This window comes from Sphingobium sp. SA916 (assembly GCF_002894065.1).
Classification (GTDB): domain Bacteria; phylum Pseudomonadota; class Alphaproteobacteria; order Sphingomonadales; family Sphingomonadaceae; genus Sphingobium; species Sphingobium fuliginis.
On the sequence record NZ_LXYF01000025.1, the window covers coordinates 78,919 to 101,299 of the forward strand.

Below are 22,381 nucleotides of genomic sequence, written 5' to 3' on the forward strand. Positions count from 1 at the left end.
CTTGTCGCAGGACTGTGCCGGCAGCCGGATAAATTGTGAGAAAATGTAACGGGCAGGGGGAGTTGAATGTTTCCCGCAAAGGCGGGAACCCGGCCCAAGACCCGGAACCGGCGCCCTGCCTGCGCCATGAACAAGCGATAGCCTATTCGTGGCGCAGGGCGTCTATCGGGTTGAGCGCGGCGGCGCGGCGGGCCGGAAAATAGCCGAAGACGACACCGATCGCGGCCGAGAAGAGAAAGGCGATCAGATTCACCTTCACATCGAAGATGAAGGGCACCTGCATCAGCGGAGCGATCGCGACCGAGGCGATCAGCGCCAGGAACAGGCCGATCAGCCCGCCCAGGCAGGACAGCACGATGGCCTCGACCAGAAACTGCATCAGCACTTCGCGAGCCACCGCGCCGATGGCGAGGCGGATGCCGATCTCGCGGGTGCGCTCCGTCACCGACACCAGCATGATGTTCATGATGCCGATGCCCCCCACCAGCAGGGAAATCGCCGCCACCGCCGCCACGATCTGCGTCAATATGGTGGTGGTGCCGGTCAGCGTGTCGCTGATCTGCTTGGTGTCGAAGACGTTGAAATTATCTTCCGCGCCCGGCTTCACCTTGCGGCGTTCGCGCATCAGCTCCTCCAGGCTGGTCTGGACCGTGCTGGTGTCATAGGCGTCGTCCACCGCGACCATGATCTGGCTGATGTCGCGGTCGCCGGTGAAGCGGCGCTGGACGAACTTGATCGGCATGACCACCACATCGTCCTGATCCCCGAAGCCGCCCTGGCCCCGCGTCGCGAGCGCGCCGATCACCTGGCAGGATACGCCCTTGATGCGTATGCGCTTGCCGATGGGGTCATTGCTCTGGAACAGGTTGGTGCGCACCGTATTGCCGATGATGCAGACGGGTTTTCCCGCTTCCTCCTCCTCCGGCATGAAAAGGCGGCCGGTGTCGGCCTTCCAGCTTTGCACCTCGAAATAGGCGGCGGTGGTGCCATAGACGGTGGTGGACCAGTTGCTGCCTTCATAGATGGCCGTGCCGCTCGACTGCACCATCGGCGCGACCGCGCGGACGCCGGTAAGCTGGTTCTCGATGGCGGTCAGGTCGGCGGGCTTGAAGTCGGGCGGGCGCGGTCCGCCACCGCCCCGGCCGAACCCCTGGCCGGGACGAAGTTGCAGCACATTGGCGCCCAGCGAGCTGATCTGTTCGCGCACGGCGGCGGTCGCGCCATTGCCCAGCGTGACCATGGTGACGACCGCCGCCACGCCGATGATGATGCCCAGCGTGGTGAGGAAGCTGCGCAGCTTGTGCCGGTTGATCGCGCGAAAGGCGAGGATGACGGTGGTGCCCAGCATCTTCAGCGCGCGCCTTCGTTCATTTCCGTCATCCCCGCGGAGGAGGGAATGACGGGGTAAAATATCGCCATCACGCCGTCACTCCCTGCTCGACCCGCTCCACCAACCCATCCTTGAAATGCACGATGGTCCGCGCGAAGGCCGCCATGTCCGGCTCATGCGTCACCATCAGCACGGTGATGCCGCCATTGCGGTTGAGGTCGGTCAGCAGTTCCATGATCTCCACCGATCTTTCGGAATCGAGGTTGCCGGTCGGCTCGTCCGCCAGCAGCACGTCGGGCTGGGTCACGATGGCGCGGGCGATGGCGACGCGCTGCTGCTGCCCGCCGGACAGTTCGGCGGGCGTATGGTCCCACCAGTCCTTCAGGCCCACCTTGTCGAGCGCCGCCATGCCGGCCTCATATCGGGTCTTCTTGTCCTCGCCGCGATAGAGCAGGGGCAGTTCGACATTTTCCAGCGCCGTGGTGCGGGACAGCAGGTTGAACCCCTGGAACACGAAGCCCAGATAGCGGCGGCGCAGCAGGGCGCGCTGGTCGCGGTCGAGCGTTTCGACATGACGGCCCTTGAACAGGAACTCCCCGCCGGAGGGCACGTCGAGGCAGCCCAATATGTTCATCGTCGTCGACTTGCCGGAGCCCGAAGGCCCCATGACCGCCACGAAATCGCCTTGCGCAATGTCGAGGTCGATGCCCTTCAGCGCCTGAAAGGCGGTCGGGCCGGAGCCATAGACCTTGGTGACGCCGCGAAGGGAGATGATCGGATCGGCGGCCATGCGCGTCAGGTTCCGCTCTGCCGGCCGGTGCCGCGCGGCTCGCCGCCCTGACCCTTCGGCGCCGATGGCGCGACCGGCGCGGTTTCGGCCTTCCCGTCGCCCGAATTGCCGAGCTTCCCGACAGTGGCCGGGCTGCCGTCGGTGGACCGGCCGCCTTCCGTCCGGCGGTTGCGGTCGCGCGGCCCGCCGCCCTGCGAACCGCCATCGGCCTGATCCTCCGCCGGCGCCTGCTGGCCCGCCGCAAGCTGCCCGGTGATGACGCGCATGCCCGGTTTCAGGTCGCCGCCCATGATGACCGTGCGCGCGCCGTCGCTGGCGCCGACGGTCACCTGCACGGCCTTGGGATTGCCGTCCTCGCCCACGACATAGACGGTCTGGCTGCTGCCGATGCCGAAACTGACCTGCCGGCTCGCGCCGCCGCGCCGGAACCTGCGGGGGCCGGGGACGATCTGGCTGGTGATGCCGCCACCCTGGTTGCCCGCGCTGGGCTTGAAGCGAAGCGCGCTGTTGGGGACCAGCAGCACGTCATGCAGTTCCTGCGTCACGATGTCGGCGGTCGCGGTCATGCCGGGGCGCAATATCTCGTCCTTGTTGTCCACCGACAGCACCGCCGTATAGGCGACGACGGTGCCCGTCGTGCTGCTGGCCGCGCTGCCCCCCGATGATGAGGAGGAACTGCTGCTGCTGGCGCTGTTGGAGCCCACATTGACCCGCGTCACCCGCGCCGGAAAGGTGCGGCCCGGGAAGGCGTCGACGGAGAAATTGGCGCTCTGGCCCTCCTTCACCTGTCCCACATCCGCCTCGTCGACGGAAACCTCCACCTCCATCTGTGTCAGGTCTTCCGCAATGGTGAAGAGCACCGGCGCGTTGAGCGAGGCGGCGACGGTCTGGCCCGGCTCTATGTCGCGGGACAGGACGACGCCGGTCACGGGCGAGACGATCTGGGCGATGGAAAGATTGGTCTGCGCCGTGGAAAGCTGCGCCTGGGAAACGCGAACCTGCGCCTGTGCGGAGCGGAGGTTGGCGAGGGCGGAACTATAGTCGGCCCGGGCGGCGTCCAGTTCCGTCCTGGCGGGAACGCGCCCGCCGGAAAGCTTGAACACGTTGAGCTGGCGGTCGAGCGTCGCCCTGGCCAGCGCCGCCTGCGCTTCCGCCTGCGCCACGCTGGCCTGCGAGGAGGAAAGCTGCGCGCGGTTCTGGTTGATCGTATCCACCAGCCGCCGGGTGTCGAGTTCGGCCAGCTTCTGCCCCCTGGTCACGCGGTCGTTCACATCGACATAGACCGCCGTGATCTTGCCCGACTGTTCGGAACCGACATCGACCTGATTGATGGGCTTCAGATTGCCGGTGGCGGATACGGAGACGGTAAGGTCGCCCTTGCGCACTTCCCGCGTCGCATAATTGGGCTTGTCGTCGCCCGAAAAGCAGCGCGCAAGCAGCAGGATGAGGATCAGCAGGGCGACGCCCACCGCGCCCCGGACCACCCATTTGCGCCACGGCTTTTCCGGCCGCGCGCCAAGAAAGTCGTTGATGTCCTGATCGCTGGTCACATCATTGCTCGTCTTTTTGCTCATGAGGGGGGACGGCCTTCCATATTCTGCCAGCCGCCGCCCAGCGCATTGTAAAGCTGGGCCAGGCCAAGGACCTCGTCGGATTGCGCGCCGGCAAGGCTGTTGCGCGCGTTCAAAAGCGAATTCTCGCTCTGGGAAAGCGTCTGGAAATCGATCAGGCCCGCCTGATACTGGCTGCGCGCCAGTATCGCGGCATTGTTCGACGCTTCATAGGCGGTCGCGAACTCCGCCTTGCGGGCGCGGGCGCTCGACAGCGACGCCATGGCATTCTCCACATCCTCCAGCGCGGTCAGCACCGTCTGCTTGTAGGCGGCGAAGGCGGCGTCGGTGGCCGCCCGTTGCGAACGGACCTGCGAGGCGAGGCGTCCGCCGTCGAAGATGACCTGCGCCACATTGGCGAATACGCCGCCGGTGACCAGGCTGAACAGGTCTTTGAAACTGTTGGACGTGGTGCCGATATTGCCGCTGATGCCAAGGGAAGGATAAAGCTGCGCCTGCGCCACGCCGATGCGCGCCGTCGCGGCGGCCAGCGCCCGTTCGGCCGAGCGCACGTCCGGCCGCTGGCGCAGCGTGTCGGCGGGAATGCCGGTGGCGATCTGCGCGGGCGCGGCGGGAATCGGCGCCGGCGTTTCAAGGCTCCGGGTCGCTTCGCCGGGCGCCTGCCCCGTCAGCACGGCGATACGGTTGAGGCTGCCCCGAAGGCTCGCCTCAAGCTGCGGTACGGTGGCGTTGGTCTGCGCCAGTTGCGCCCGCGCCTGCTCCGCGTCGATCGAGGAGACGAGGCCCGCCTGAAGCCGCCAGTTGGCGATGTTGTAATTGTCCTGCTGGATCGCCTGCGTCTCCCTCGCGACGCGCAACTGCTCCTGCGCCAGACGCGCCTGCACATAGTTGGTGACGAGTTCGGAGACGATCGTCGCCCGCACATTGGCCAGGTCATAGCCGGATGCGGCAAGATCGGCCCGCGCTGCCTCCGCCGAACGGGACAGTTCACCGAAGAGGTCGACCTGCCAGCTTGCATTGGCGCCCACCGAATAGCTGCTCGACCAGTTGGAGCCGCCGCCGCCGATCGGATTGCCGCTGGGGTCCAGCCGCCCGCCCGCATCCCGGCTGCTGTAGTTGCGCCCGCCGCTGGCCGATCCGTTCACCTGCGGCAGGAAGGCGGCCCTTGCCTGCCGCAGCGACTCCCGCGCCTGGCGCAGACGCGCCTGCGCCTGAACGATGTCCAGATTATGGGCGATCGCCCGGTCGATCAGGCCGCTCAGCGCCGGATCGTCGAGCCGCGTCCACCAGGTGCCAAGCTCCGCTTCGTCGAGCGGAGCGCCGCCGCCCTGGCTATAGGCCGCCGGCACGCCGAGCGCTGCGGGGGCAGGGGCGCGATAATCGGGACCGGCTGCGCAGCCCGACAGGACCAGCGCGGTTCCCGTGATCCATCCAAAGCGATATCGCACCTTTTCCTTATACTCCGTCATCGTTAAAGGCGGTCCTCCAACGAGAACTGCCGAAATGGGCCGGGCGCCTCAACGGCATTTGTGTCTCAAAGTGTAACGACTTCGAAAAATTGCGCTTTTGCAGGGGCGCGCATGTCAGAAGGTGGATGATGAGGGCATTTCTTTTTCCAGGTCAGGGCAGCCAGTCGGTCGGCATGGGCAAGGCGCTGGCCGATGCGAGCCCGGCCGCGAGGGAGCTGTTTCAGGAGGTCGATGACGCCCTGTCGCAGCATTTGTTCCGCATCATGGTGGAGGGGCCGGAAAGCGACCTGACGCTGACGGAAAACGCCCAGCCCGCGATCATGGCCAATGCGCTGGCGACCCTGCGCGTGATGCAGAAGGAAGGCGGCTTTTCGCTGGCGGAGAAGGGCGATTATGTCGCCGGTCACTCGCTGGGTGAATATAGCGCGCTCTGCGCGGCGGAGGCGTTCGACATCGGCACCACGGCGAAGCTGCTGAAGCTGCGCGGGCGGGCGATGCAGGCGGCGGTGCCGGTGGGCGAGGGCGCGATGGCTGCCCTGCTGGGGGCCGACATCGAAAAGGCGCAGGCATTGGCGGAGGCGGCTGCGCAGGGTGAGGTCTGCACCGTCGCCAATGACAATGATCCGACGCAGGTGGTGATTTCCGGCCATCGCGGCGCGATCGAGCGCGCCGTCGCGCTGGTGAAGGACCATGGCATCAAGCGCGGCGTCCTGCTGCCGGTTTCCGCGCCCTTCCACTGCCCGCTGATGCAGCCCGCGGCGGAGGCGATGGAGGATGCCCTGGGCAAGGCGGCGATCAACACGCCGCTGCTGCCCGTCTATGCCAATGTGCTGGCAAGCGCGATCGCCGATCCGGACGAGATCAGGCTGCGGCTGGTCGAGCAGGTGACGGGCCGAGTGCGCTGGCGCGAATCCGTCGCCGCCATGTGGGACGCGGGCGTCACCGAATTCGTCGAACTGGGCGGCAAGGTGCTGGGTCCGATGGTGAAGCGCATCGCTCCCGACGCCACCGTGCGCAGCGTCGTGACGATGGACGATATCGAGGCCGCGCTGGGCGCGCTGTGAGCGGCGGCATGAGCAGCGCTCCCGTCCTGACCAGCCGTGACGGAGCCGTCCTGACGGTCACGCTCGACATGCCGGACCGGCGCAACCCGATCTCCGATCCGGCGATGGTCGACGCCCTGTGCGCGGTGTTCGAGCAGGCGGATCGCGATCTGTCGGTGCGGGTGGCGATCCTGACCGGGGCGGGCAGCGCCTTTTCATCGGGGGGCGACCTCAATGCGATGCGCCCCGATGCGGGCGGCCTGCGCGCGGGACTGCCGGCGCAGACGCGGCGCAACTACCGGGCGGGAATCCAGCGGCTGCCGCTGCTGTTCCAGGCGCTCGAACTGCCGGTGATCGCGGCGGTCAACGGCCCGGCCATCGGCGCGGGCTGCGACCTGACGCTGATGTGCGATGTCAGGATCGCGGCGCAATCCGCAAAATTCGCGGAATCCTTCGTCAAGCTGGGCATCGTTTCCGGCGATGGCGGCGCGTGGCTGCTGCCGCGCATCGTCGGCTTCTCCAAGGCGACCGAACTGGCGCTGACCGGTGAGACCATCGACGCGGAAGAGGCGCTGCGGATCGGGCTGGTGAGCGAGGTGGTGCCGGACGCCGACCTGCTGGCGGCGGCGCGCAGGGTGGCGGACAGGATCGCCGCCAATCCGCCCCATGCCACGCGGATGACCAAGCGGCTGCTGCGCGCGGCGCAGACGGCGGAATTGAACCAGATCATGGAAATGGCGGGCGCGATGCAGGCGCTGGCCCATGCGACGGCGGATCATGATGAGGCGATCGACGCCATTTTCGAGCGCCGGACGCCGAACTTCAAGGGAGATTAGAATGTTCGATCTGACAGGCATGACCGCGCTGGTGACGGGCGCTTCGGGGGGCATCGGCTCCGCCATTGCGAAGGCCCTCGCCGCGCAGGGCGCCACGCTCGCCCTTTCGGGCAGCAATGAGGAGAAGCTGAAGGCCTTCGCCGCGGAACTGGGCGGGGACCACAAGACGCTCGTCTGCAACCTCGGCGACCCGGCGGCGGTCGACGCGCTGGTGGGCCAAGCGGTGGAAGCGCTGGGCGGCAAGCTCGACATCCTCGTCAACAATGCCGGCATCACCCGCGACAATCTGATCCTGCGTATGAAGGACGAGGAATGGTCGGACGTGATCGCCGTCAATCTGGAGGCCGCCTTCCGCCTGGCCCGCGCCGCCGCCAAGCCGATGATGAAGGCGCGTTTCGGCCGCATCGTCTCCATCACCTCGGTCGTGGGCGTCACCGGCAATCCGGGACAGGCCAATTATGCCGCGTCCAAGGCCGGCATCATCGGCATGTCCAAGTCGCTGGGACAGGAACTGGCGAGCCGGGGCATCACCGTGAACTGCGTGGCGCCCGGCTTCATCCGCTCCGCCATGACCGACGCGCTGAACGATGCGCAGAAAGGCGCGATCCTCGCCAGGATTCCGGCGGGCGATCTGGGCGCGGGGGAGGACATCGGCGCGGCCGTGGTCTATCTCGCCAGCAAGGAAGCGGGTTACGTCACCGGCCAGACGCTGCACGTCAATGGCGGCATGGCGATGATCTGAGGGGGAAGGATCGGTCGGTCCCAAAGTCCCACGCTGCGGCTTTATTCCATCGCGGCAGAAAATTTTGGGCATTTGCAAAAGGGCAACCTTGTGCCATCGGGGCTGAGGAGTCGAATGCAGGTGGGGCGATGCCATCCGATTGTTTCTTGCCTCTTGCCTCTCGTTGGGCTTGCCTCTAGGGCATGCCTTAACAAATATTCAGAACCATCAACGATACCCAGTAAGAAGGACCACTCATGAGTGAGACCGCGGATCGCGTAAAGAAAATCGTCGTCGAGCATCTGGGCGTCGAAGCCGAAAAGGTGACCGAGGATGCGAGCTTCATCGACGATCTGGGCGCTGACAGCCTGGACATCGTTGAGCTGGTGATGGCGTTCGAGGAAGAATTCGGCGTCGAAATCCCTGACGATGCGGCCGAGAAGATCGCCACCGTCAAGGATGCCATCGATTATATCGACAGCAAGCAGTAAGAACGTTCGGCGGCCTGCCCGGCATCGGGTGGCCGCTGCGTTTACAAAAGGGAATGGCTCCTCCTGTCCGGCAAAACCGGGTCTTGGGGAGCCTTTTCGTATCTGGTCCCGTTCACAATCGCCTTTCCAATGGCTAGATGGGCGGCGTTGAGCCAAAGACTATTTTTCGGAGCAAGCATATGCGTCGTGTTGTCGTCACCGGCCTTGGCATGGTCAGCCCGCTCGGCGGGGATGTGGAAACGACCTGGAAGAACATCATCGCGTCGAAGTCCGGCGCGGCGACGATCACGCGCTTCGACGCCAGCGAATATAAGTGCCGCATCGCCTGCGAAGTGAAGCCGGCGGATCATGAATATGGCTATGATGCCGGGCTGGACGTGGATCACAAGATCCAGCGGCAGGTCGACCCGTTCATCGTCTACGGCATTTCCGCCGCCAGCCAGGCGCTGCGCGACGCGGGTCTCGACAATATGAGCGAGGAGGAGCGGCTGCGCGCCGGTTGTTCCATCGGTTCGGGCATTGGCGGCCTGCCGGGCATCGAAAGCGAATCGCTGGTGCTGGCGAACCGGGGGCCCGGCCGGGTCAGCCCGCACTTCGTCCACGGCCGCCTCATCAACCTGATCTCCGGCCAGGTGTCGATCAAATACGGTCTCATGGGCCCCAATCACGCCGTCGTCACGGCCTGCTCGACCGGTGCGCATTCGATCGGCGATGCTGCCCGCATGATCGCGCTGGACGATGCCGACGTGATGCTGGCGGGCGGCGCGGAAAGCGCGATCTGCCCGATCGGCATCGCCGGCTTCGCCCAGGCCCGCGCGCTTTCCACCGCCTTCAACGACACGCCGGAAAAGGCCTCGCGGCCCTATGACGTCAACCGCGACGGCTTCGTCATGGGCGAAGGCGCGGGCGTGGTCGTGCTGGAGGAATATGAGCGGGCCAAGGCGCGCGGCGCGAAAATCTACGCCGAAGTCGTCGGCTATGGCCTGTCGGGCGACGCCTATCACGTCACCGCCCCCCATCCGGAGGGCAATGGCGCCTATCGTTCCATGGAAATGGCGCTCAGGAAATCCGGCCTCGGCCTTGGCGACATCGACTATGTGAACGCGCACGGCACTTCGACGCCTTTGGGCGACGAGCTGGAACTGGGCGCGGTGAAGCGGCTGTTCGGGGAACATCTGGGCACCATGTCGATGAGCTCGACCAAGTCGGCCATCGGCCATCTGCTGGGCGGCGCGGGCGCGGTGGAGAGCATCTTCTGCATCCTGGCGCTGCGCGACCAGATCGTGCCGCCGACGCTGAACCTCGACGAGCCGAGCGAACGCTGCAAGGGCGTCGACCTCGTCCCGCATGTCGCCAAGGAACGCAAGGTGCGCGCGGTGCTGAACAATTCGTTCGGCTTCGGCGGCACCAACGCCTCGCTCATCATGAAGGCGGTCTGAGACATCGGCGATGCGACGGCTTGGCTTGGGCATAGTGCTGATCGGCCTGGCCGTCGCGGCGTTCGTCGCTTTCCGCTTCGTCTATGGCTGGACCGAGGCAGGCCCGGCGACGAAGGACATCGCCATCGTCGTGCCCGAAGGCTCGACCATCGCGGACACCGCCATTCTCCTGAAGCAGAAGGGGGCGGTGCGCTCCGCCGACGCCTTCCTGACGCGGGCCAAGGTCTTCGGCCGCGGCAAGTCGATCAAGGCGGGCGAATTCCTGATTCCCAAGGGCGCCAGCAATTCCGATATTTTCCGCATCCTCCAGGGCGGCAGGACGCTGACCCGGCTGGTCACCATACCGGAGGGCATGCCCTCCATCCTGGTCCATGAACGGCTGATGGCGAATGAGGAACTGACGGGCGAGATTCCGGTGCCGGAGGAAGGCAGCGTTCTGCCCGACAGCTATGCCTTCGACAAGGGCGAGAGCCGGGCGGCGGTGCTGAAGCGCATGCAGGGTGCGATGAGCAAGGCGCTGGCGAAGATGTGGGCGGAACGGGCGCCCAACACGGTCGCAAAAACGCCCGGGGAAGCCGTCATCCTCGCCAGCATCGTCGAAAAGGAAACGGCCGTGCCTGCCGAGCGGCCGACCGTCGCCGGGGTTTACGGCAATCGCCTGAAGGCGCGCATGATGCTCCAGGCCGATCCGACGATCATCTATCCGATCACTCGGGGCAAGCCCTTGGGCCGGCGGATCAGGAAGTCTGAAATCGCCGCGGTCAACGACTATAACACCTATGCGATGACCGGTCTGCCCAAGGGGCCGATCGCCAATCCGGGACGCCTGTCGATCCTCGCGGTGCTGCACCCGGCGGAGACAAAGGCGCTCTACTTCGTCGCGGACGGGAAGGGCGGCCATATCTTCGCGGACACGCTGCAAGAGCATAATGACAATGTGCGCAAATGGTTCGAAATCCGGCGCGCCAGGGGTGAGCTTTGAAGTGAGCTGACCGATGGCGCGCTTGGGTGGGGAGCGGATGTTCCCCCTCCCGCAAGCCGGAGGGGGTTAGGGGGTGGGCTGGCGCAACATCCGCGTTGTTTTGCAACGGCCAAGTCAGAAGCTCGCTCCGCTCGCGCCCACCCCTAACCCCTCCCGTTTACGAGAGGGGAATGTCCTGGGATGGCCATAGACCGCCGCCAATCACCGCAACAACCCTACTGCCCAAACCCTGACTCGCGCGCCAGCGCCACCGCTTCCCGCGCAGCGGCGAGCAACGCGCCACTCTTCGCCTCGCACTCCCGCTGCTCATATTCCGCCGTCGAATCCGCGACGATGCCAGCGCCCGCCTGCACATGCATAACGCCGTCCTTGAGCACGGCGGTGCGCAGCACGATGCAGCTATCCATATTGCCGTCCGGCCCGAAATAGCCGACGCCCCCGGCATAGGCCCCGCGCGTTTCCGGCTCCAGTTCCGCGATGATCTCGCAGGCGCGCACCTTGGGCGCTCCCGACACGGTCCCCGCGGGAAAGCCCGCGAACAAGGCGTCCAGCGCGTCCCGGTCCGGCGCCAGCCGTCCCACCACGTTCGACACGATATGCATCACATGGCTGTAGAATTCGACGCTGTAGCTGTCCGTCACGGTGACGGTGCCGGCCGCCGCGACCCGCCCCACATCGTTACGCCCCAGGTCCAGAAGCATCAGATGCTCCGCCCGCTCCTTGGGGTCGGCCAGCAGGCTTTCGCGGTTGGCGGCATCTTCGACGGCATTCCTGCCGCGGGGCCGGGTGCCGGCGATGGGCCGGATCGTGACCTCGCCGTCCCGCGCCCGGACCAGAATTTCCGGACTCGACCCGATCAGCGCAAAGCCGGGCAGGTCGAGATAATAAAGGAAGGGCGAAGGGTTGATCCGCCGCAATGCCCGGTAAAGCGCAATCGGCGGCAGCGTGAACGGGCTGGTGAAGCGCTGCGCCAGCACCACCTGAAAAATGTCGCCCGCAACGATATAGTCCTTCGCCTTTTCGACCATCGCGGCATAGCGGCCCGGCTCCAGCACCGGCGTCACGGCGACTTCCGCAATCCCGGCGGGAGCGGCCTGCGCGGGGAGGGGAGCCGCCAGCCGGGCGGCAACGGCGTCGATCCGTTCCAGCGCCTGCTCGACGGCGCGGTCGGCATCGGCAAAGCTTCCCTTCCACACCGGGGCGACCAGGAACAGTGCATCGGCCAACCGGTCGAACACCAATATCACCGTCGGCCGCACGAACAGCATGTCCGGCAGCGCAATCGCATTTTCGGGCGGACGCGGCAGTTTCTCGACCAGCCCGACCGTCTCATAGCCGAAATAACCGACCAGACAGGCCAGCGCAGCGGGCAGCGCCGGATCAAGCTCAGCCCGGCATTCCGCCACCAGCGCCCGCAACGCGTCCAGCGCATCGGCGCCTTCCGGCACGAAGGCCTCCCGGTCGGTCGCCCATTGCCGGTTGATCTCCGCCGCATGGCCCTGCGCCCGGAAGACGAGGTCGGGGGCGAGCCCGATCAGGCTGTGGCGGCCTCGCACCGCGCCGCCCTCGACCGATTCCAGCAGGAAATCGCCGCGATCGGGCTCGAACAATTTCAGCGCGGCGGAAATCGGCGTGTCCGTGTCGGCGATCTGGCGCCGCCACACCAGCGCGGATTGCCCCGCCGCCAATGCCTTGCGCGCGCTCTCGATGCCGTCCATCTCCGCCGGTCTCCCCGCAACCACCTTACTGACCGCCACTATTGGCGTTGGCGAGCGCGCGCTGCACGCCGGCCACCGCATTGGCGTTCCGCCTGACGCCCAGCTCCTTCTCGACCGCCCGCTCGAACTGCTGGCCATATTCCTGGCCGACCACTTCGCTGAGCTGGTCGCGGACCTGATTCACCAGCGCCTTGTCGCTGCCTGCATCGCCGCGCTTGATGCCGTTCAACTGCACCACGAAATAGCCGCGATCCTGCCCGGCGGGCAGCGTCTTCACGCTGTTGGTCGCCATGGTGAACAGCATCGCCACCTCGGCGGGCGGACGCTGGCCGTCGCGCATGATGTCGGCGCGGCGGCCGCCCACCACCTGCGGCTTGGGCAGGGCGACGCCGGCGGCGGCGACCGCCTCGTCCAGCTTCATGCCCTTGGCGACCTTGGCGCGGATCTGCTCGGCCAATGCCTTGGCCTTCTCATTGCCCTGCGCCAGCTTGTACTGCATCGCGACCAGCGGCTTCACCTTGGCGAGCGGCGGCGGCGCGGCGGCCTGTATGTCGCCGGGCGCGGTCAGGGCATAGCGCTTGTCGGCAACGATCGGGACCAGTTGCGCATCGTCGTCCTGGCTCATGCCGAAGACAGGGGCGAGCAGCGGCTTCACATCCGCCGGCACCTGATAGGCCACATCCTCCACCTGCTTGCCGGAGGAGACGAGGAACGGCGTCGTTTCCAGCTTCAGGCCATTGTCCTTCACCACTTCCTCGAAGCTGCCGCCATTGGCGATCTGATCCTCGATCTTGCCGGTGAAGTCATTGAGCAGCCGCTTCTCCTTCTGCGCGCGCAGCGTGGTGACGATCTCGTCCCGCACCGCCGCCAGCGCGCGGGCCGGGGTCGTGCTGACCGCCGTGACCCGCAGCAGCACCCAGCCCAGCGATCCACGCAGCGGCCCCACCAGCTCGCCCTGTTTCGCGGCAAAACCGGCATTGGCGACGGCGGCGGACGCGGCGGAGGCCAGCGCCTCCCGGCTCTGGTCCTTCAGTTCGGAGACGGAGAGGCCGGCCGATTGCGCTGCGCCGGCGAGCGACTTGCCGCCCTTCACCTGATCCGCGATCGCCTTGGCGCCCGCCTCGGTCGGCAGGATCAGCTGCTCGAAGCTGCGGCTCTCCTTCGCGGCGTAGGCGGCCTTGTTCTGATTATAATAGCCGGCGATCTCCGCATCGGTCGGCTGCGCGGCCTGCGCGAAGCGTTCGGCGTCGATCACGGCGTAGCGGATGCGGCGCTGTTCCGGAATCGTATAGCGCGCGGCATTCTTCCTGTAGAAATCGCCGAGTTGCGCGTCGGTCGGGTCGGCAATGTCCTTGAACGCGGTCGCGGGAACGAGGGCGATGGTGCCCTGGCGCGCCTCCAGCAGCAGCGAGGCATAGGGCAGCACCATGGAGTCGGTCAGCTTCACGCCCAGCCCCAGCGGGGCCAGCATCTGCCGCTCCAGTATCTCGCGGCTGATGTCGTCGCGCAGCGCCTGTTCGGTGATCCGCTCGCGCAGCAGCAACTGCCGGAAATTCTCCTGGCTGAAATTGCCGGCCGCATCCTGGAAGGCGGGGATCTGCGCGATCTGGGCATCGACCAGCCGCTTGGAGATGTGCACCTTCTGGTCGCTCGCATATTCCTTCAGCGTCATCGACGCGACAAGCTGGTCATAGACCTGCGCCGCGCCGCCCTGCGCCAGGAAGTCGCCGATCTGCAATCCCGGATTGGACCTGCGCGCATTTTCGAACACGCGCTGCACCCGGTCCTGCAATTCGGTCATGGTGAGGCGCGACCCGCCCGCCTTGGCGGCGGTCTCGCCGCCGCCAAGGGACGATCCGAACTTGCCGCTCGTAATGTCCCCCATGATGAAGGCGGCCGCGATGATCCCCAGGAAGATCAGGGCCGCAAAGGCGCCGAATTTGGAGCGGATGAAACGGCGAAAGACTGAAAGCATGGAGGAAAGTCCGTAAAAGCGGCTTTGATGGCGGCCCGCTTTAAGGGCGGATCGTCGCGCGGGCAAGGGGCGCTGGGGTGCCAAGGCTGGACAAATGGCCGCACGCCGTTCATCGGCTCGGCCAACCCGGCGGCGCGGATTGGAGAGCCGTGCCGCAGGGGACCGTGCAGCAATAACCATAAGGGGAAAGATCGATGAGCAGGCGAAAGCTGGTTGTCGGCAACTGGAAGATGAACGGCCTGCGCGCCCAGCTGGGCGAGGTGGAGGCGATCGGCGGCCTCGCGCGCGACTATCCGGCGGTGGAAGTCGGGCTGTGCCTGCCCGCGACGCTGATTTCGCCGGCGGACGGCGTGAAGGGTGCGATCTTCATCGGCGCGCAGGACTGCCATATGAAGGAAAGCGGCGCGCATACCGGCTGTCTGTCCGCGGCCATGCTGGCGGAAGCCGGGGCGAGCTGGACCATCGTCGGCCATAGCGAGCGGCGGCAGGACCAGGGCGAAACCGACGCGGACATCGCGGCGAAGGCGCTGGCGGCGCGGGCGGCGGGGCTGAAGGTCATCCTCTGCGTGGGCGAAAGCCTCGACGTGCGCGATGCCGGCAACGCGGAAGCGGTGGTCGCGGCCCAGTTGCTGGCGTCCCTGCCGGACGGGGCGGCGGCGGACTGGCTGGCCATCGCCTATGAACCGATCTGGGCCATCGGCACGGGCCGGATCCCCACCATGGAAGCGGTCGCCGCGATGCACGCCGCCCTGCGTGCCGCGCTGGCGAGCCGGATCGGAGTCGAGGCGGAGGGGATGCGAATCCTCTACGGCGGATCGATGAACGGCGACAATGCGGCGGAGCTTCTGGCGCTGGCCGATGTCGACGGCGGCCTGATCGGCGGCGCGAGCCTCGCGGCGGCGAAATTCGCCCCGGTGATCGCGGCAGCGGCCTGATCGCCAATAAACAAGCCCCTCCCGCTTGCGGGAGGGGGGGAGAGAGGACGGGGGCGGTTGCCCCCGCGCCCCATCATCGCTATGTGCGCGGCAACCCACCCTTTACCGGACAGATATTCGTCTCATGTTCACCTTCATCCTCGTCGTGCAGGCCATCGTCGCTGCCCTGCTGGTCACCGTCATCCTGATGCAGAAGTCGGAAGGCGGCGGCCTGGGCGTCGGCGGCAGCCCGGCGGGGTTCATGTCGGCGCGCGGCGCGGCGGATTTCCTGACCCGGTCGACCACGGTCCTCGCCGGCATCTTCGTGACGCTGTCGGTCGTGCTTGCGGTGATCGCCTCGGTCCAGCACCGGCCGAGCGACATCGACACCTCGCTGGTGAAGCAGGCGCCCCCTCAGGCTCCGGCATCCGCTCCGGCCCCGGCGACCGGCAACGATCCGCTGGCAGGCGCTGCGGGCGCGGCGGGCGGCAACGCCGCCAACGGCGCGGTCCCGCTCGCCAACTAGGCGGCCTGACCTCCCCATTTCGCTTTTTTCGCACGCGCGATGATTCGCGCGCTTGCCCAACTCGTTTGTAAAAGGCTAAGCCTCTCCTCCCATGGCGCGGTATATTTTCATCACCGGCGGCGTGGTCTCCTCGCTTGGCAAGGGCCTGATGGCCGCTTCGCTCGCAGCACTGCTGCAGGCGCGAGGTTTCCGTGTGCGTATCCGGAAATTCGATCCCTATCTCAACGTCGATCCGGGCACGATGAGCCCGTATCAGCATGGCGAGGTCTATGTGACCGACGACGGGGCGGAAACCGACCTCGACCTCGGTCATTATGAGCGCTTCACCGGCGTTTCGGCGCGGCAGTCGGACAATGTGACGCAGGGCCGGGTCTATCAGACCATCATCCAGCGGGAACGGCGCGGCGACTATCTGGGCGCGACGGTGCAGGTGATCCCGCACGTCACGGACGAGATCAAGGCCTTCGCCCTCGCCGAATCCGACGACCTCGATTTCGTGCTGTGCGAGATCGGCGGCACGGTGGGCGACATCGAATCGCTTCCCTTCATGGAGGCGATCCGCCAGCTCCACAACGATCTGGGGCGCAACCGCTCCATCTTCGTCCATGTGACGCTGGTCCCCTATATCGCGGCGGCGGGCGAGCTGAAGACCAAGCCGACCCAGCACAGCGTGCGCGAACTGACGTCGCTGGGCATCCAGCCCGACATATTGCTCTGCCGCTGCGAACATCCGCTGCCGGAAAGCGAGCGGCGCAAGATCGCCCTGTTCTGCAACGTCCGCCCCGAAGCGGTCATCCCGGCCCTCGACGCCAGCAGCATCTATGCCGTCCCGACCCAATATCATGCGGAGGGGCTGGACGACGAAGTGCTGCGCGCCTTCGGCATCGAAAACGCGCCCGCGCCCACGCTCGACCGCTGGCACGACATCATGGACCGGCAGCAGAATCCGGAAGGCGAAGTCACCATCGGCGTGGTCGGCAAATATGTCGGCCTGCCGGATGCCTATAAGTCGCTCTATGAAGCGCTGACCCATGGCGGCTTCGCCAACCGGGTGAAGGTCAACATCAAATGGCTGGACGCCGAACTGTTCGAGGAAGAGGGCGCGGACATCGCCGCCCGCCTGGAACCGATGCACGGCATCCTCGTTCCCGGCGGCTTCGGCGTGCGCGGGTCGGAAGGCAAGATCGCCTCGGTCAAATTCGCCCGCGAACGCAATGTGCCCTTCTTCGGCATCTGCCTCGGCATGCAGATGGCCTGCATAGAGGGCGCGCGGAACACGGCGGGCATCGCCAACGCCTCCACCACCGAATTCGGTGAAACCAGCGAGCCGGTGGTCGGCCTCATCACCGAATGGATGAGCAAGGAAGGCCTGCAGAAGCGCACCGCCGAAACCGACCTTGGCGGCACCATGCGGCTGGGCGCCTATCCGGCGAAACTCACCGGCAACAGCGTCGTCGCGGGCATCTACAACGCCACCGACATCAGCGAACGCCACCGCCACCGCTATGAGGTCAATGCCGGCTATCGCGAGCCGCTGGAAAAGGGCGGCCTGATCTTCTCGGGCATGTCGCCGGACGGCACGCTGCCGGAAATCGTCGAGCGGCCCGACCACCCCTGGTTCGTCGGCGTGCAGTTCCATCCGGAACTCAAGTCCAAACCCTTCGACCCGCACCCGCTCTTCGCCAGCTTCATCGAAGCGGCGGTGAAGCAGAGCCGGCTGGTGTAAGAGGAACGGGGCCGCAAAGGCCCCGTTTTTTCGTTCAGGCAGCAGGCGTCAGCTTCAGCAACCGCCCCTGCGACCCGTCCTTGCCATCCTCCAGCAGCCAGAGCGCCCCGTCCGGCCCTTGCTCCACCTCGCGGATACGCGCGCCCATGTCCCACTGATCCGCCTTGGCCGCATTCTCCCCGTCCAGTTTCACCCGCACCAGCGCCTGACTCGACAGCCCGCCGATGAACAGCGAATCCTTCCATTGCGGAAACAAGTCGCCCGAATAATAGACAAGCCCGGCCGGGGAGATCACCGGATTCCACCAGACTTTAGGCGCCTCAAACCCGTCGCCCGCCCTGTGATCGGGAATGTCCCGCCCGTCATAATGGCTGCCGTTGGAGGCGAGGGGATAGCCATAATTCAATCCCGGCTTGATCAGATTGACCTCATCCCCGCCTTTCGGTCCCATTTCCTGCTCCCACAGCCGCCCGTCCTTGTCGAAGGCGATCCCCAGCAGATTGCGATGCCCATAGGACCAGACCGCCGGATGGAATCCCTTCGCCGCCAGCGGATTGCCCGCGGCCGGCGTGCCGTCCAGATTAAGCCGCAACACTTTCCCCAAAGTCGACTTTGGGTCCTGCGCCGGATCGAATTTCTGCCGCTCGCCATTGGTGAAGAACAGATATTTCCCGTCCGGCGAGAAGGCGATTCGTCCCGAATAATGGCCATTGCCATCCACATATTGGCTGGCGCGGAAGATCACCTTCACGCCGTCCAGCTTCGTCGTCCCGTCGCTCGCCTGATTGAAAACCCCCGTGGCCAGCGCCACGCCCTTGCCGCCCTGACCCGCCTCTGAGAAACTGAAATAGAGCGTCCCGCTCCGTGCAAAGTCCGGTGCCGGCACCACGTCCATCAGCGCGCCCTGACCCGCGCTGTCGACCGGCGGAATGCCCGCGACCGGGATTTTCGTCCCGTTCTTCGGATCGAACAGGATCATCTCGCCCGCCTTCTCCGTCACCAGCATCCGGCCATCGGGCAGGAAGGTCATGGCCCAAGGCGCATCGAAATCAGCGATCACGGAAGTCCTGAACGGTTTCGCCGCCGACGCGGCGCTGTTCTGCCCCACGGCATCGCCCGCCGAACAGGCGATCAGGGCCAGCGGCAGGGCGGTGAGGGCAAGATGGCGCATATCGTCTCCTCTCGGCTGAATCGCGGAATTGATGACGCTACCAGAATGCGCATCAAATGCCTCGCGACAAATGAGTTGCAGCTTTGCGGCATCCCGCCTATATCGCCCCTGCTTCCTTACATCGTCAAACATGTCGGGGTCGCGGGCGGATCGCCTGCGGCGACGGGAAGCCGCAATTTTGTTTTTTTGGGAGATCCCATGGCGGACATCGCCGAACTGACGGCCCTGATCGAACCGGAGGTGAAGGCCCTGGGCTTCGACCTCGTGCGCATCAGGCTGTTCGGCTCGGGTGACGAGCATACGCTTCAGATCATGGCCGAGCGCCCTGAAACGAAGCAGCTTGTCATAGAGGATTGCGCCACCATCTCGCGTCGCCTCTCGGACGTGCTGGATGAAGCCGATCCGATAGAGGAGGCCTATCGCCTTGAGGTCAGCTCTCCGGGCATCGACCGTCCGCTGACCCGCCTCGCCGATTTCCTGGAATGGGCCGGGCATGAGGCGAAGATCCAGGCTACGGAGGCCGTGGCCGGGCGCAAGAGCTTCCGGGGCGTGCTCAAGGGCATTGAGGGCGACGACATCCTGTTCCAGGATGCCAAGGCCGGCGATGTCGTCATCCCTTTTGCGCTGGTCGGGGATGCCAAGCTGATACTGACCGACGCGCTGATTGCTGCTAGTATGCCGCTCTCCTCCGATGGGGCGGACGAGTTCGAAACCGAGGAATAAGGGTTTACGTCCATGGCCAACGCCATTTCCGCCAACAAGGCCGAACTGCTCGCCATCGCGAACAGCGTCGCCAGCGAAAAGATGATCGACAAGGCGATCGTCATCGAGGCGATGGAAGACGCGATCCAGCGCGCCGCCCGCGCCCGCTACGGCGCCGAAAACGACATCCGCGCCAAGCTGGACCCGGACACCGGCGACCTTCGCCTCTGGAGAGTCGTCGAGGTGGTCGAGCAGGTCGACGACTATTTCAAGCAGGTGGACCTGAAGCAGGCGGCCAAGCTCAAGAAGGACGCCGTGATCGGCGACTTCATCGTCGATCCGCTGCCGCCCATCGACCTCGGCCGCATCGACGCTCAGTCGGCCAAGCAGGTGATCTTCCAGAAGGTCCGCGATGCCGAGCGGGAGCGCCAGCATGAGGAATTCAAGGACCGCGTGGGCGAAATCATCACCGGCGTCGTGAAGTCCGTCGAATTCGGCCATGTCGTGGTGAACCTGGGCCGCGCCGAGGGCGTCATCCGCCGCGACCAGCAGATTCCCCGCGAAGTCGTCCGCGTCGGCGACCGCATCCGCTCGGTGATCCTGAACGTGCGCCGCGAAAATCGCGGGCCGCAGATTTTCCTCAGCCGCGCGCACCCCGAATTCATGAAGAAGCTGTTCGCGCAGGAAGTGCCCGAAATCTACGATGGCGTGATCGAGATCAAGGCCGCCGCCCGCGATCCGGGCTCCCGCGCCAAGATCGGCGTCATCAGCCGCGATTCGAGCATCGACCCGGTCGGCGCCTGCGTCGGCATGAAGGGCAGCCGCGTGCAGGCCGTCGTGCAGGAAATGCAGGGCGAGAAGATCGACATCATCCCCTGGTCGGAAGATACCGCGACCTTCGTCGTCAACGCGCTCCAGCCCGCACAGGTCGCCCGCGTCGTCATCGATGAAGAGGAAGAGCGCATCGAAGTCGTCGTTCCCGACGATCAGCTTTCGCTCGCCATCGGCCGCCGCGGCCAGAATGTCCGTCTCGCCAGCCAGTTGACCGGCAAGGCCATCGACATCATGACCGAGGCCGACGCATCCGAAAAGCGCCAGAAGGAATTCGTCGCCCGCTCCGAAATGTTCCAGAACGAGCTGGACGTGGACGAGACCCTCTCGCAGCTTCTGGTGGCCGAAGGCTTTGGCGAGCTGGAGGAAGTGGCCTATGTCGGCATCGACGAACTGGCCGCGATCGAGGGCTTCGACGAGGAACTGGCGCAGGAACTGCAAAGCCGCGCTCAGGAAGCGTTGGATCGCCGCGAAGCCGCCGCGCGTGAAGAGCGCCAGGCGCTGGGCGTCGAGGATGCGCTGGCCGATATGCCGCACCTCACCGAAGCCATGCTGGTGACTTTGGGCAAGGCGGGCATCAAGACGCTGGACGATCTGGCCGACCTCGCCACCGACGAACTGGTCGCCCGGAAGCGCGTCGACCAGCGTCGCCGCCGCGAGAACAAGGAAGAGGACAAGGGCGGGATTCTCGCCGAATACGGCCTCAGCGAAGAGCAGGGCAATGAGATCATCATGGCCGCCCGCGCCCACTGGTTCGAAGGCGAGGAAGCGTAAGAACAGATGCCCTTCGTCGACATCCGTCTGGCCGGAAACGCCACCCGCGAGCAGAAGGCGGCCATCGTCGCCGACGTCACCCGGTCGCTCGTCGAGCGGCTGGGCAAGTCGCCCGCTGCCGTGCAGGTGGTGATTTCCGAAATCCCGACGGAAAATTACGGCGCAGGCGGCCAGCTCATCGCCGACCGCGACGCGCCCAAGCCCATAGGGGAGGACGCCCATGCCGCGGTCACTTCCCGATGAGAGGCTGAGTCCCAACATCGCCGCGTCAGGGATGTGCTCCTGCGAAAGCAGGAGCCCAGTTCTGCCCTGGCATGCTCCCGACAGCGTGGAACTGGATTCCTGCCTGCGCAGGAATGCGGCCCATTATTGGGAGGCGCGCCCATGACCGAACGCAAATGCATATTGTCGGGCGACCGCGCCGACCCGGACATGCTGGTCCGGCTCGCCTGCGGCCCGAATGGCGAAATCCTGCCCGACATCCGCGCCAAGGCGCCCGGCCGGGGCGCGTGGATCGGTGTGCCACGCGCCGAACTCGAACAGGCGCTGGCAAAGGGCAAGCTCAAGGGCGCGCTCGCCCGCGCCTTCAAGACCGGCGACCTGCAAATCCCCGACGCGCTGCCCGCCCTGATCGAGGAGGGCTTGCGCAAGGCCCTGCTCGACCGTCTGGGGCTGGAGGCGAGGGCGTCCATGGTCCTCACCGGCTCGGAAAAGATCGATGTCGCCTGCCGCAAGGGTCAGGTGAAGCTGCTGCTCCACGCCGCCGACGCGGCGGCCGACGGCAACCGCAAGCTCGACCAGGCCTTCCGCGTCGGGCAGGACGCCGAAGGCACGGATTTGGCGGGCATCGTCTTGCCTGTGGACCGACACGCCCTATCTATGGCAATGGGGCGGGACAATGTCGTCCATATCGCGGTGACCGACTCGCGTGCGGCGTCACGTCTGCGCGGCGCCATAGGCCGCTTGGAAAGCTATCTGGGTTGCGCTAACGGAGCGCCGGTGCATGGGGAGCAGGACTCCGCAGGGGCACTGGGCGCCTGAGGTAGCATTGGAATGAAGGCGCCGACGGGCCTTGCCGGTCGGGTTGATGTGAAGGGTATAGTTCAGTCGTATGAGTGACAGCAAGGAAGACAAGCCGGTTCTGGGCCGCAAGCCGCTGGGGATCAAGCGCACGGTCGAGTCCGGTCAGGTGCAGCAGCAGTTCAGCCATGGCCGCAAGAATACGGTCGTGGTCGAGGTGAAGCGGCGCCGCATCCTGGGCAAGCCGGGTGAAGCCGGACACGCTGCGCCTGAACCGCAGGCCGATCCCACGCCCGTGGCCGCCGCTCCGCAGGCCCCCGCGCCCCAGCAGCCGCAGGCCCGCGCGCCGCAG

Annotated in this window: 20 protein-coding genes and 1 pseudogene; 14 read left to right on the forward strand and 7 right to left on the reverse strand. The window is 66.0% G+C overall.

All coding sequences use genetic code 11. The features are described 5' to 3' along the window. Positions 1–142: 142 nt before the first annotated feature. The 4 genes and pseudogenes from A8G00_RS05880 to A8G00_RS05895 form a co-directional block, all read right to left on the reverse strand. A complete protein-coding gene (locus A8G00_RS05880; RefSeq protein WP_025549376.1) occupies positions 143–1,348 on the reverse strand; it encodes an ABC transporter permease in 1,206 nt (401 codons plus the stop codon). Positions 1,349–1,418: 70 nt separating this feature from the next. Beyond that, the gene (locus A8G00_RS05885; RefSeq protein ID WP_025549375.1) at positions 1,419–2,120 is read right to left on the reverse strand and encodes an ABC transporter ATP-binding protein; all 702 of its coding nucleotides are present in this window, start codon (positions 2,118–2,120) and stop codon (positions 1,419–1,421) included. Between the two features lie 5 nt (positions 2,121–2,125). Then, positions 2,126–3,679 (reverse strand): annotated as a pseudogene (locus tag A8G00_RS05890) (efflux RND transporter periplasmic adaptor subunit); the annotation flags it as partial. 11 nt (positions 3,680–3,690) lie between these two features. Next, positions 3,691–5,160, reverse strand: coding sequence for an efflux transporter outer membrane subunit (locus A8G00_RS05895; protein ID WP_103000267.1), 1,470 nt, complete (start codon positions 5,158–5,160; stop codon positions 3,691–3,693). A gap of 128 nt (positions 5,161–5,288) precedes the next feature. Here A8G00_RS05895 and fabD point away from each other — a divergent pair, with 128 nt between their 5' ends. From fabD to mltG, 6 genes are all read left to right on the forward strand, one after another. Further along, positions 5,289–6,224, forward strand: coding sequence for an ACP S-malonyltransferase (fabD, locus tag A8G00_RS05900; protein WP_061936395.1), 936 nt, complete (start codon positions 5,289–5,291; stop codon positions 6,222–6,224). Between the two features lie 8 nt (positions 6,225–6,232). Next, on the forward strand, positions 6,233–7,039 hold the full coding sequence (locus A8G00_RS05905; protein WP_103000269.1) for a crotonase/enoyl-CoA hydratase family protein: 807 nt from the start codon (positions 6,233–6,235) through the stop codon (positions 7,037–7,039). 1 nt (position 7,040) lies between these two features. Beyond that, complete coding sequence (gene fabG / locus A8G00_RS05910) at positions 7,041–7,781, forward strand: 3-oxoacyl-[acyl-carrier-protein] reductase (RefSeq protein WP_025549370.1); 741 nt, start codon at positions 7,041–7,043, stop codon at positions 7,779–7,781. Between the two features lie 236 nt (positions 7,782–8,017). Then, on the forward strand, positions 8,018–8,251 hold the full coding sequence (locus A8G00_RS05915; RefSeq protein WP_007689016.1) for an acyl carrier protein: 234 nt from the start codon (positions 8,018–8,020) through the stop codon (positions 8,249–8,251). A 179-nt stretch (positions 8,252–8,430) separates the two neighbouring features. Further along, positions 8,431–9,690 (forward strand): beta-ketoacyl-ACP synthase II, encoded by a 1,260-nt coding sequence (gene fabF, locus A8G00_RS05920; RefSeq protein WP_103000268.1) that lies wholly within the window; start codon positions 8,431–8,433, stop codon positions 9,688–9,690. A gap of 10 nt (positions 9,691–9,700) precedes the next feature. After that, the gene (gene mltG / locus A8G00_RS05925; RefSeq protein ID WP_061936315.1) at positions 9,701–10,672 is read left to right on the forward strand and encodes an endolytic transglycosylase MltG; all 972 of its coding nucleotides are present in this window, start codon (positions 9,701–9,703) and stop codon (positions 10,670–10,672) included. A gap of 215 nt (positions 10,673–10,887) precedes the next feature. On the opposite strand, the gene trpE is transcribed toward mltG, so the two are convergent. Continuing rightward, positions 10,888–12,390 (reverse strand): anthranilate synthase component I, encoded by a 1,503-nt coding sequence (trpE, locus tag A8G00_RS05930; protein ID WP_025550383.1) that lies wholly within the window; start codon positions 12,388–12,390, stop codon positions 10,888–10,890. A 25-nt stretch (positions 12,391–12,415) separates the two neighbouring features. After that, entirely contained in the window at positions 12,416–14,365 is a 1,950-nt protein-coding gene (locus A8G00_RS05935) for a peptidylprolyl isomerase (RefSeq protein ID WP_099185882.1), read from the reverse strand. 194 nt (positions 14,366–14,559) lie between these two features. On the opposite strand from A8G00_RS05935, the gene tpiA reads away from it, so the two are divergent. The 3 genes from tpiA (at position 14,560) to A8G00_RS05950 (ending at position 17,531) form a co-directional block, all read left to right on the forward strand. After that, positions 14,560–15,300, forward strand: coding sequence for a triose-phosphate isomerase (gene tpiA / locus A8G00_RS05940; RefSeq protein WP_099185881.1), 741 nt, complete (start codon positions 14,560–14,562; stop codon positions 15,298–15,300). A 124-nt stretch (positions 15,301–15,424) separates the two neighbouring features. Continuing rightward, the gene (secG, locus tag A8G00_RS05945; RefSeq protein ID WP_061936325.1) at positions 15,425–15,805 is read left to right on the forward strand and encodes a preprotein translocase subunit SecG; all 381 of its coding nucleotides are present in this window, start codon (positions 15,425–15,427) and stop codon (positions 15,803–15,805) included. Between the two features lie 91 nt (positions 15,806–15,896). Continuing rightward, positions 15,897–17,531: a CTP synthase gene (locus A8G00_RS05950; protein ID WP_044661906.1), complete on the forward strand. Its 1,635-nt coding sequence runs from the start codon at positions 15,897–15,899 to the stop codon at positions 17,529–17,531. Positions 17,532–17,565: 34 nt separating this feature from the next. Here A8G00_RS05950 and A8G00_RS05955 read toward each other — a convergent pair whose 3' ends face one another. Continuing rightward, on the reverse strand, positions 17,566–18,702 hold the full coding sequence (locus tag A8G00_RS05955) for a PQQ-dependent sugar dehydrogenase (protein ID WP_099185880.1): 1,137 nt from the start codon (positions 18,700–18,702) through the stop codon (positions 17,566–17,568). Between the two features lie 198 nt (positions 18,703–18,900). On the opposite strand from A8G00_RS05955, the gene rimP reads away from it, so the two are divergent. From rimP to A8G00_RS05980, 5 genes are all read left to right on the forward strand, one after another. Beyond that, positions 18,901–19,425 carry a ribosome maturation protein RimP gene (gene rimP / locus A8G00_RS05960; RefSeq protein WP_044663095.1) on the forward strand — a complete coding sequence of 175 codons (525 nt, stop codon included), beginning with the start codon at positions 18,901–18,903 and terminating at the stop codon, positions 19,423–19,425. A 12-nt stretch (positions 19,426–19,437) separates the two neighbouring features. Continuing rightward, positions 19,438–21,009 carry a transcription termination factor NusA gene (nusA, locus tag A8G00_RS05965; protein ID WP_025550393.1) on the forward strand — a complete coding sequence of 524 codons (1,572 nt, stop codon included), beginning with the start codon at positions 19,438–19,440 and terminating at the stop codon, positions 21,007–21,009. Positions 21,010–21,015: 6 nt separating this feature from the next. Continuing rightward, on the forward strand, positions 21,016–21,252 hold the full coding sequence (locus tag A8G00_RS05970; RefSeq protein ID WP_048577539.1) for a 4-oxalocrotonate tautomerase family protein: 237 nt from the start codon (positions 21,016–21,018) through the stop codon (positions 21,250–21,252). 141 nt (positions 21,253–21,393) lie between these two features. Beyond that, entirely contained in the window at positions 21,394–22,050 is a 657-nt protein-coding gene (locus A8G00_RS05975) for a DUF448 domain-containing protein (RefSeq protein WP_044661908.1), read from the forward strand. Between the two features lie 70 nt (positions 22,051–22,120). After that, on the forward strand, positions 22,121–22,381 hold a 261-nt coding region (locus tag A8G00_RS05980), incomplete at its 3' end, for a translation initiation factor IF-2 associated domain-containing protein (RefSeq protein WP_172451797.1).

Coding starts and splice junctions, on each gene's coding strand:
- A8G00_RS05905 (WP_103000269.1), top strand. CDS start 6,233: ATGAGCAGCGCTCCCGTCCTGACCAGCCGTGACGGAGCCGTCCTGACG.
- mltG (WP_061936315.1), top strand. CDS start 9,701: ATGCGACGGCTTGGCTTGGGCATAGTGCTGATCGGCCTGGCCGTCGCG.
- secG (WP_061936325.1), top strand. CDS start 15,425: ATGTTCACCTTCATCCTCGTCGTGCAGGCCATCGTCGCTGCCCTGCTG.
- A8G00_RS05885 (WP_025549375.1), bottom strand. CDS start 2,120: ATGGCCGCCGATCCGATCATCTCCCTTCGCGGCGTCACCAAGGTCTAT.
- A8G00_RS05955 (WP_099185880.1), bottom strand. CDS start 18,702: ATGCGCCATCTTGCCCTCACCGCCCTGCCGCTGGCCCTGATCGCCTGT.
- tpiA (WP_099185881.1), top strand. CDS start 14,560: ATGAGCAGGCGAAAGCTGGTTGTCGGCAACTGGAAGATGAACGGCCTG.
- nusA (WP_025550393.1), top strand. CDS start 19,438: ATGGCCAACGCCATTTCCGCCAACAAGGCCGAACTGCTCGCCATCGCG.
- A8G00_RS05880 (WP_025549376.1), bottom strand. CDS start 1,348: ATGCTGGGCACCACCGTCATCCTCGCCTTTCGCGCGATCAACCGGCAC.
- A8G00_RS05915 (WP_007689016.1), top strand. CDS start 8,018: ATGAGTGAGACCGCGGATCGCGTAAAGAAAATCGTCGTCGAGCATCTG.
- fabF (WP_103000268.1), top strand. CDS start 8,431: ATGCGTCGTGTTGTCGTCACCGGCCTTGGCATGGTCAGCCCGCTCGGC.
- trpE (WP_025550383.1), bottom strand. CDS start 12,390: ATGGACGGCATCGAGAGCGCGCGCAAGGCATTGGCGGCGGGGCAATCC.
- A8G00_RS05895 (WP_103000267.1), bottom strand. CDS start 5,160: ATGACGGAGTATAAGGAAAAGGTGCGATATCGCTTTGGATGGATCACG.
- A8G00_RS05975 (WP_044661908.1), top strand. CDS start 21,394: ATGACCGAACGCAAATGCATATTGTCGGGCGACCGCGCCGACCCGGAC.
- A8G00_RS05950 (WP_044661906.1), top strand. CDS start 15,897: ATGGCGCGGTATATTTTCATCACCGGCGGCGTGGTCTCCTCGCTTGGC.
- fabD (WP_061936395.1), top strand. CDS start 5,289: ATGAGGGCATTTCTTTTTCCAGGTCAGGGCAGCCAGTCGGTCGGCATG.
- A8G00_RS05935 (WP_099185882.1), bottom strand. CDS start 14,365: ATGCTTTCAGTCTTTCGCCGTTTCATCCGCTCCAAATTCGGCGCCTTT.
- rimP (WP_044663095.1), top strand. CDS start 18,901: ATGGCGGACATCGCCGAACTGACGGCCCTGATCGAACCGGAGGTGAAG.
- fabG (WP_025549370.1), top strand. CDS start 7,041: ATGTTCGATCTGACAGGCATGACCGCGCTGGTGACGGGCGCTTCGGGG.
- A8G00_RS05970 (WP_048577539.1), top strand. CDS start 21,016: ATGCCCTTCGTCGACATCCGTCTGGCCGGAAACGCCACCCGCGAGCAG.